Source organism: Bacillota bacterium, assembly GCA_012518215.1.
In the GTDB taxonomy this organism is placed as follows: Bacteria; Bacillota; Dethiobacteria; order DTU022; family PWGO01; genus JAAYSV01.
Genome location: JAAYSV010000036.1, coordinates 20,623 through 28,811, shown reverse-complemented (window position 1 = coordinate 28,811; position 8,189 = coordinate 20,623). Strand labels below are relative to the sequence as shown.

Sequence of the window (8,189 nt, the reverse complement as noted above, 5' to 3'; positions counted from 1 at the left end):
CATGGCCATTGACGCCGCCATCGACGCCATCGATGCTCTGCCCGACCTGACCGATGAGGGCATCGACGCCATTGAAGATGCGGCGGCAGATATTGCTGCGGCCAGAGGCCTGGTTGAAGCTGCCCTGCCTCTTGGTGCGGAAGAAGGAGATATCGTCAACCTTGCGGATCTGGTGACTGCCGAGGGATTTGTAGCCGCGCTCGATGCGGTCAAAGCGGCAGAAGACAGCAGAAATGCTGCTGATGTCGGTGTAGCTCAGGGATTGATAGACGAGCTCCCCGATGGCGATACAAAAGATGCGTTGCAGGATCGTCTGGATGATGTTGACGTGTTTACTGAAGGTTTGCTGGTTCATTCGGTCGGCTTCTCTGATAAAACCGGTGTATTGTACAAAAGAGGAAATGATCTCTACTACAATTCAATAGGCTCGGATGGCAAGTGGGGAAGCGAGGCTTTGATCAGTGAAGGTGGCACCCAGGGCAGGTTGGCCATAGACAGCGACGGTAATCCTCATGTGGTATATGTAACCAAGGCTACCAATGGCAAAGATGCCATTGGTTACAGGATGTACGACGGAAGCGACTGGACGGAAGAAGAACAGATCGTGAGCAATGATTTTGGCAAAACAGGAGAATGTTCCAAACCGGACATAGCGGTGGATAGTGAAGGTAATGCACATATCACCTACACTGATACAATGGGCAGCGATAAGGATCCGTATGAAGAAGACGACATCATGTATGCAACAAATAGCGGTGGAACATTTGAAAACACCCTGGTTTACCGTGGTTACAAGAGTTATGTAGAAAATTATGGTTCCGAAACCGGTCAAGATGCCCATTACTATAAAAAAGGTTCTTTTATAACCGTGGACAGCCAGAACAATTACTGCATACTATCTTTTTACAACTACTGGAATCGGTATGGAAGGGATCGGTACAACACTTATGCTATAGTTGCCACAACTGCAACCACCTCTGAAGGAGGAGGGGGAAGTTTTTCTGTGTCAGCCAATAGTGATATCTATGACCTTGCTTACGACGACGAAGAGAACAGGATAGTGGCTCTTTTCATGGATAACGATGTTGTCAAAATAGCAGAAATCGTTGAAAGTGGAGGGAATGTCAGTTTTGACAATATCGAAGACCTTACAGGGGCTTCAGAGGTGCATTCCATAGCGGCTGCCGACGGCAATATTGTTGTAGGCGGCGTAGACGGCGGGAACCTGCAGATCTATTGCAATGGCGTTGAAGTCTCATTTGATGAAGACATACCGGTTTTCTCAAACAGCAGGGTGACAGTCGTCTATACCGGGGGAGACTTCTATGCTGTCTATACGGATAGCGAGAATACTATTCAGCGGCAGTTAATTGAATTGTAGAGCCCGGGGTATTGCCAGCTTCAAATGAGTTGTTGGCCAAACTGAACACCGCTGCAGTAGAATAACAGACAGTGAAGATCGTGATTGAATACACAGATGATCGGGGGCATTTCTCCGACTGCTATGCAGAAGGAGCGATGCCCCTTTTTCTGGTACAATTTTTGATGCCAGCGTGCCCTCAACCACTGTGATATCACCGTCGCCATCATCAAGCACAGCACCTTTCCTGGTATTGTGTCATTCCGAGAGAGCGGCTGATTTTGCCGCGACGAGGAATCTTGACCACTTACTTTCTCTTACAAGTCACCGCTTGCTCTGAATTTCCACGCGTTACCCGCACCACGATAAACGGAAATTATTTCTTCCGGGTGCATATTTATGCTGGAGTTCATTTACTTCCATAGCAATGACACCGTAGAAGCCCTGACGGCTGGAGCAAGGCATTGCGGCATCAGAATCGCCGTTGTAAGGCATACCGATTCTATTGCTCTGTTCGCTTCGCCCAGGATTCCTCGCGGCGCTATTCTATCACTCCGGTGTTATCATTTCCACGTCATTTTTCTCTATTGCTTTATGTTAGTGTTTTTGTTAAAGAACGCTTGCTCGGAATGACAGGAGGGGAGGTAGCCGCAGGCGACCGAAGAATCCCCTTTTCGTACACATCTTATTATCGGTATAAACGAACGCACTCCCTGTCATTATGAGGGAGAGGCGTTTTTTGCTGCTACGGGAAATCTTGACCACTCACTTTCTCTTACAAATCACCATTGCAATAACTACACAACTGTCTCCTGACGGCTGGAGCAGAGTGTTGCGACAGCAGCATCGCATTCTTAAATCATAATGTTTCCCTTATGCCCGAGATTCCACGCTGCGCTATGCTTACCAGCCAGGGCCAGCATTCATGCAATCGTTTACCCGGAACACAATGCCCGTGTAGCACAAAACACCGCTTGCTCTGAATGACACCGTAGAAGCCCTGACGGCTGGAGCAAGGCATTGCGGCATCAGCACCGCCACAGCCCTGCACAACGCTTCCCTATTGCCCGAGATTCCACGCTGCGCTATTCGTACCAACCAGGGGCCAGCATTCCTGCAATCATTAATGGCCGGAAAAGGGCGCTTGTGTAGTGCAAAACACCGCTTGCTCTGAATGACAACGTAAAAGCATGTTTCTAACCCACCGGAGTAAAAATGCTCCACCCGCCATAAACTGGTTCCCTTTTTTCCCATTCCGAGTTACCTCTCATTCAGAGGTAGCCGCAGGCGACCGAAGAATCCCCTTTTCGTACACATCTTACTATCGGCATAAACTGAACGCACTACCTGTTATTCTGAGGGAGAGGCGTTTTTTGCCGCTACCGAAGAATCCCCCGGTTGACCCCGAAAATTTCGGAGAAGGTGAGAAGCCTACCCGTCACTCAGAAGGTACCGACACCCCGGAAATGAATAGATTTACCTCCCTTTTTATCCCCTTTCAAAAAGTGGAAGGGATTAATATAAAATAACAAATAATTATGTAGTCATGTTGTGTATTTTGTGGATAAGTCCTGCAAAGGGGCTAAAAATCGGCCTCTCCCTGTGGATAAGCTTGTGGATATTGTGGATTACCATAATAGAGTAATGCCCTAAACCTTTGAATGACAGGGGGTGTCAATTGTTAAACTATTATTAAATTTACATAAAAACTTTTCATAATAACTGTATTAATGAGATAATGAAAACGATTCTTAGGGAAAATACAAGTGAGAGTCATTTTACCCCGGTGTGAAGGTTTATTTGTCGGCACAAAATTTTCTTGTTGCGTCTGTTTGTTCAGGTGTGGCATGAAATACGGCCACCATTTTGCACCGTTTTGATAGTTCCAGTATATAATATATTGTTTGCTGCGTTTTGCGTTTTGGCTATTTTCTAAGAGAAGGAATGGTCATGATGTTACCGGGTAATGTGAAGCGTGTTCATTTCATCGGGATCGGGGGGTACGGGATGAGTGCCCTGGCCATGATTCTGTTGCAGATGGGCTATGAAGTGAGTGGTTCCGATCTGAAATCGTCCCGCCTTACCGACCGGCTGAAAGACAAGGGAGCCGAAATCATTTTTCATCATGAAGCCGACAACATCGAAAATTGTGATCTGGTGGTTTACTCGACGGCTATCCCAGCCGATAATCCCGAATTGCTGGAAGCCAGGGCGCGCCAGTTGCCAATCTGGCATCGAGCGGACCTTCTGGCGGCATTGGTCAACAACAGCTATGGCATTACAGTGGCCGGAACACATGGCAAAACCACAACCACCTCGATGCTGGCGCTGCTGCTTGAAAGGGGTGGGCTGGATCCCACCGTGGTTATCGGCGGTGAGGTAAATTATTTTGATGGCAATGCACGCCTCGGGAAAAGTCACTATCTGGTTGCGGAGGCATGCGAAAGTGACAACTCTTTCTTGCGTTATCATCCCAAGATGATAATCATCACCAATATCGAAGCCGATCATCTGGAAAATTACGGCGGGGATTTCAGCAACCTGATTCGTGCCTATGGACGCTTTCTTTCCAATATCGATCCGGATGGCTGTGCCATCGTTTGCGGCGAAGATCCCCTCCTCAGGGAAAAATTGAAAATTATCCCCTGCCGTGCCGTTACTTACGGAATTGACGGCGATGGCAGATGTGCCGAAGGAAACCGTGGCAGCCGCATCGGCGAGGAGCCGTATCCATTTGATTATCTGGCCCGGGACGTTTCCTACGGCAAGTTGGGGGCAGATTTTTCTGTTTATCGGGCAGGAAAGCTGCTGGCCAGGGTCAGCCTGAGTGTGCCCGGTCGCCACAACGTGATCAATGCGCTCGGAGCTATTGCCGCAGCTGCCGAACTGGGGGTCGATTTACGAGAAAGCGTGGAATCATTGTACGGTTTTACCGGCGCTGACCGACGTTTCGAGATTGTCGGCGAGGTGTCCGGGGTTACCCTTGTTGATGATTATGCTCACCATCCCACGGAAATAAAGGCCACGCTGCAAGCGGCGCGCCACAGCGGGCGGCAGAAAATTATCTGTATCTTTCAACCCCATCGTTACTCCCGGACCGCTTATTTTCTGGACCAGTATGCCCGTGCCTTCGCTGAAGCCGACCTGATCTTTCTGCATCGGATCTATCCCGCCGGCGAAAAACCCGTGGACGGCATTTCTTCCGAAGTGCTGGCTGAAATGATCAGGAAACGAACGGGCAAGCCGGTGATATACAACCCCGACATGGGAGTGTTGGCGATGCTGGCAGCAGGAAAGGCTTCTACCGGTGATATGGTTATCACCATGGGTGCCGGTGATATCTGGAAAGCCGGCCACATGGTCCGGGAAAAACTTTCGGAATGAATTCGGGGTAAAACGCGAAACCGGAAAAAAGGGTTTCAAATCACGGTGTAGAAATCAAGGTTTGGCCGGTGGGGTTGCAAGATGGGGCATAGACAATATCAAGGCGCCCCGGATGCGAACATGTTCTTGCAAGTGGCAAAAATCAATGCAAAGGAAAAGGTAATTTTGACGTGAAATCGAAGCGTTTTTCCTCCAGGCTGAATTTCATCCTGAAACATCTTTTATTGATTCTTGTCGATGCTGCCATCATAAGTGCGGCCGCTTATGCGGCCTTCTATCTTCGTTTTGACGGGGAGATACCGCTGGCTTACTTCCGTGCCTACTGGCAAACGATCTTCTTCTATACAGGTGTTCATATTGTGGCCATGATCATCTTCAGGGTCTACAACAACCTGTGGAGATATGCGACACTGAAAGAGTACATGCGCCTGGCGTTTGCCTCTGTATTCGGTTCAACGGCGGGTATTTTACTTACTTTCTTTATTGGACAACCCTACCCGCGCAGTGTCTACATCATCTCCTGGTTGTTGATAGTTGCCGGCACCGTGGCCGTTCGCCTTTTTTACCGCTTGCGGCAGGATGGTGCGGCCGGCCTGTCCGAGAACTTTCCCCAACGCTCCAGGAAGGTGGTGTTTTACGGGGCGGGAAATGCCGGGGCGATGGTTGCACGGGAACTGCAGCGCAAGAAGAAAGCGCTTGATTTCTATCCTCTTGGATTCATAGACGACGATCCTTCAAAGTGGGGGCTGCGCATCTGCGGGCTGAAAGTTCTGGGGGGAAAAAAGAGGCTTTACAGTATGGTCAATGCCGGTCGCATCGATGAAGTAACCATTACCATGCCCTCGGCACCGCGCAACATACTCAGGGAGATCACTTCCGTATGCAGGACAGGGGGGGTGACGGTGAAAACCATGCCTTTCCTGCATGAGCTGATAAACGGGGAGATGAGCCTGAGCAGGTTGCGCGATATCCGTATCGAGGATCTCCTGGGGCGCGAACCTGTTATCACGGAAATGGACAACGTTTCCGCTTATATAACGGGAAAGACAGTCCTGATTACCGGTGGGGGTGGAAGCATCGGTGCGGAACTCTGCCGACAGGTGGCCAACCAGAAACCTTCGATGATCGTCGTTCTGGATCACAATGAGAATGCCGTCTACGAGATCAATCGTGAACTCGAATACAGATATCCCGCGGTTGAAATCCAGCCGGTTGTGGCTGATATTCGCAACCGCGCCCGGGTGGAGTCGGCCTTTGCACGTTTTTCTCCCCATGTTGTATTTCATGCGGCAGCCCACAAACATGTGCCGCTGATGGAAGACAATATCGAGGAAGCAATCGAGAATAATATTTTTGGCACCCGCATCCTGGCGGAGGCGGCGGACCTCCATCGCTGTTCACGTTTTGTCCTCATATCCACGGACAAGGCGGTCAATCCGGCGGGGGTGATGGGTGCGACCAAAAGGGTGGCCGAGATGATCATGCAATACTGGTCCCAGAACAGCAAAACCCATTATTGTGCGGTTCGTTTTGGCAACGTCCTGGGCAGCAGCGGCAGTGTACTGCCCCTTTTTCAGGAACAGATTTCAGCCGGATTGCCGATCACGGTTACCCATCGGGACATGGCCCGCTATTTCATGACCATATCGGAGGCGGTCCAGCTGGTCCTGCACGCCGGTTCGATGGGCGATGGGGGCGAGGTGTTCCTTCTGGACATGGGCGAACCCATAAAAATCATCAATCTGGCCGAGGACGTGATCCGCCTTTCGGGGCTCGAACCCTACCGGGACATCGATATATTGATCACATCGCCGCGTCCCGGGGAGAAAATATTTGAAGAGCTTTATCATGAAGACGTTGAACTGAAGAAGACGATGCACGAACGGATCTATCTCACCGGCAACAGTTTTCGCAGCATGGAAGAACTGCAGAAAGAACTGCGCCTCTTGAGTGACATACTCAAGACGGAACCGGGCTTCCTGATCAGGGAAATCAACAATATTGGCAAAAAGGCCGTCTCCGGCAAATAACAGGGGGGGGATTGCCAGATAGCCCTTGATGGGGGGGGGGATTGGTTCCCGATTGCCCGGATCTGCCTTGCAACACCGTGGGAGGCCATGATGAGAAAATTTTTCCGCATCACCTACAATCTCTTGAATCCGGGGATATTTGCCGCCCTGCTCGTGATGGCCGGGCGTTACCGGGGTTTCACCATTTTGTGGCCACAGTGCCCTGAATGGCTCGATGCCACGTTGCTTGTCACCGTTTGTGCCTGGTTTGCGATCATCTATCGCCATCTCTTCGAGCGGTTCACTGCCGGGGGAAAGAGAAAAACAGGAAATATTTTTGCACCTGGAACAAGATTTTTTCAGATAGCGCTTCTCCTTCTGGGGGGCCTCTTTCTGATCAGCGTATCCTGGTCTGCAGCTCCGGAATACGGCCTGGAGAAGACCGTATATTTCCTTATTTATGCCATCACCTGGTCGGCGCTGATACTGCGCCTGAAAGACGAAGATGTGGATATTCTTCTGAAAACATTGCTTGTTGTCGCCCTGCTACTGACTGCCGCCGCCGTGTTCCCGCTTCTTCCCGAAATTGCTGCCGCGTTTGCAGCCGGTGAATCGATCGTCTGGGGCCGCCTTGCGGCCATAGGTGGCGGGCCCAATGTGTTTTCCCGTTTTACCTCCGTTGCGTTTCTGGCTGCATTGTACTATGCCATAAAAACCCCGTCATGGCTCGTACGTTTTCTGCTTTGCCCGGTGCTGGCCGTTCTGGGGGCAGCGACCTATCTTTCGGGTTCCCGGGGCTCATTTCTGGGGTTGGTCGGGGCATTGCTTGTCTACATGCTGTTACGCATCATCGTCAGGCGGCAGCACCTGGTGGCCAATGTGGCTGTCCTGCTGGCACTGATCCTCGTCCTGTCATTTCTTGTTTTCGGGCTTGACGTGCAGAATCGTTACCTGCCTGCCTGGGAAGATCTCCGTACCCAGGCTTCGGACCGATTTTATTGTGCGGAACGTTCCCTGGAACTGGGGGCTGCCAGCCCCTGGATCGGGTGGGGGACAGGTTCGTTTGCCCATCATGTTCCGGAAGCACATGCCCGTTACCCGCATAATATATTTCTGGAACTCTACGCCGAGAACGGTATGCTTGGCCTTCTCCTTCTGGCCCTGTTGCTGGCCAGCATTGCCGGAAACTGGTTCAAAGCCCTTCGTCTCTGTTCACGGAGTTCAGCCGGGGAAAAAGAACAGATCCATCTCCTTGCCGCGTTGCTGATTTTCAGTTTTCTGGTGGCCCAGGTCAGTGGTGATACCGTTGACAGCCGCTGGATATGGTTTTCAGGTTTTCTGATTGCCAACTGCTACCTTCGACTAAAAGAAGGAAAAGGCACCGTAATTGTAGAAAAGATACCCGATCAAAATTGACAAAAATCCATTTTTTCCGG

Annotated in this window: 4 protein-coding genes; all 4 read left to right on the top strand. The window is 50.6% G+C overall.

Annotated features, from left to right (window positions below):
* On the top strand, positions 1-1,381 hold a 1,381-nt coding region (locus GX364_05625), incomplete at its 5' end, for a hypothetical protein (protein ID NLI70322.1).
* A gap of 1,932 nt (positions 1,382-3,313) precedes the next feature.
* Positions 3,314-4,744, top strand: coding sequence for a UDP-N-acetylmuramate--L-alanine ligase (locus tag GX364_05620; protein ID NLI70321.1), 1,431 nt, complete (start codon positions 3,314-3,316; stop codon positions 4,742-4,744).
* Between the two features lie 170 nt (positions 4,745-4,914).
* Positions 4,915-6,774 (top strand): polysaccharide biosynthesis protein, encoded by a 1,860-nt coding sequence (locus tag GX364_05615; protein ID NLI70320.1) that lies wholly within the window; start codon positions 4,915-4,917, stop codon positions 6,772-6,774.
* A gap of 87 nt (positions 6,775-6,861) precedes the next feature.
* Positions 6,862-8,169: an O-antigen ligase family protein gene (locus GX364_05610; protein NLI70319.1), complete on the top strand. Its 1,308-nt coding sequence runs from the start codon at positions 6,862-6,864 to the stop codon at positions 8,167-8,169.
* The last annotated feature ends 20 nt before the right edge of the window (positions 8,170-8,189 follow it).

What these genes read in the sequence shown, in the direction of transcription:
- GX364_05610 (NLI70319.1), top strand. Translation starts at nt 6,862, where the DNA reads ATGATGAGAAAATTTTTCCGCATCACCTACAATCTCTTGAATCCGGGG.
- GX364_05620 (NLI70321.1), top strand. Translation starts at nt 3,314, where the DNA reads ATGTTACCGGGTAATGTGAAGCGTGTTCATTTCATCGGGATCGGGGGG.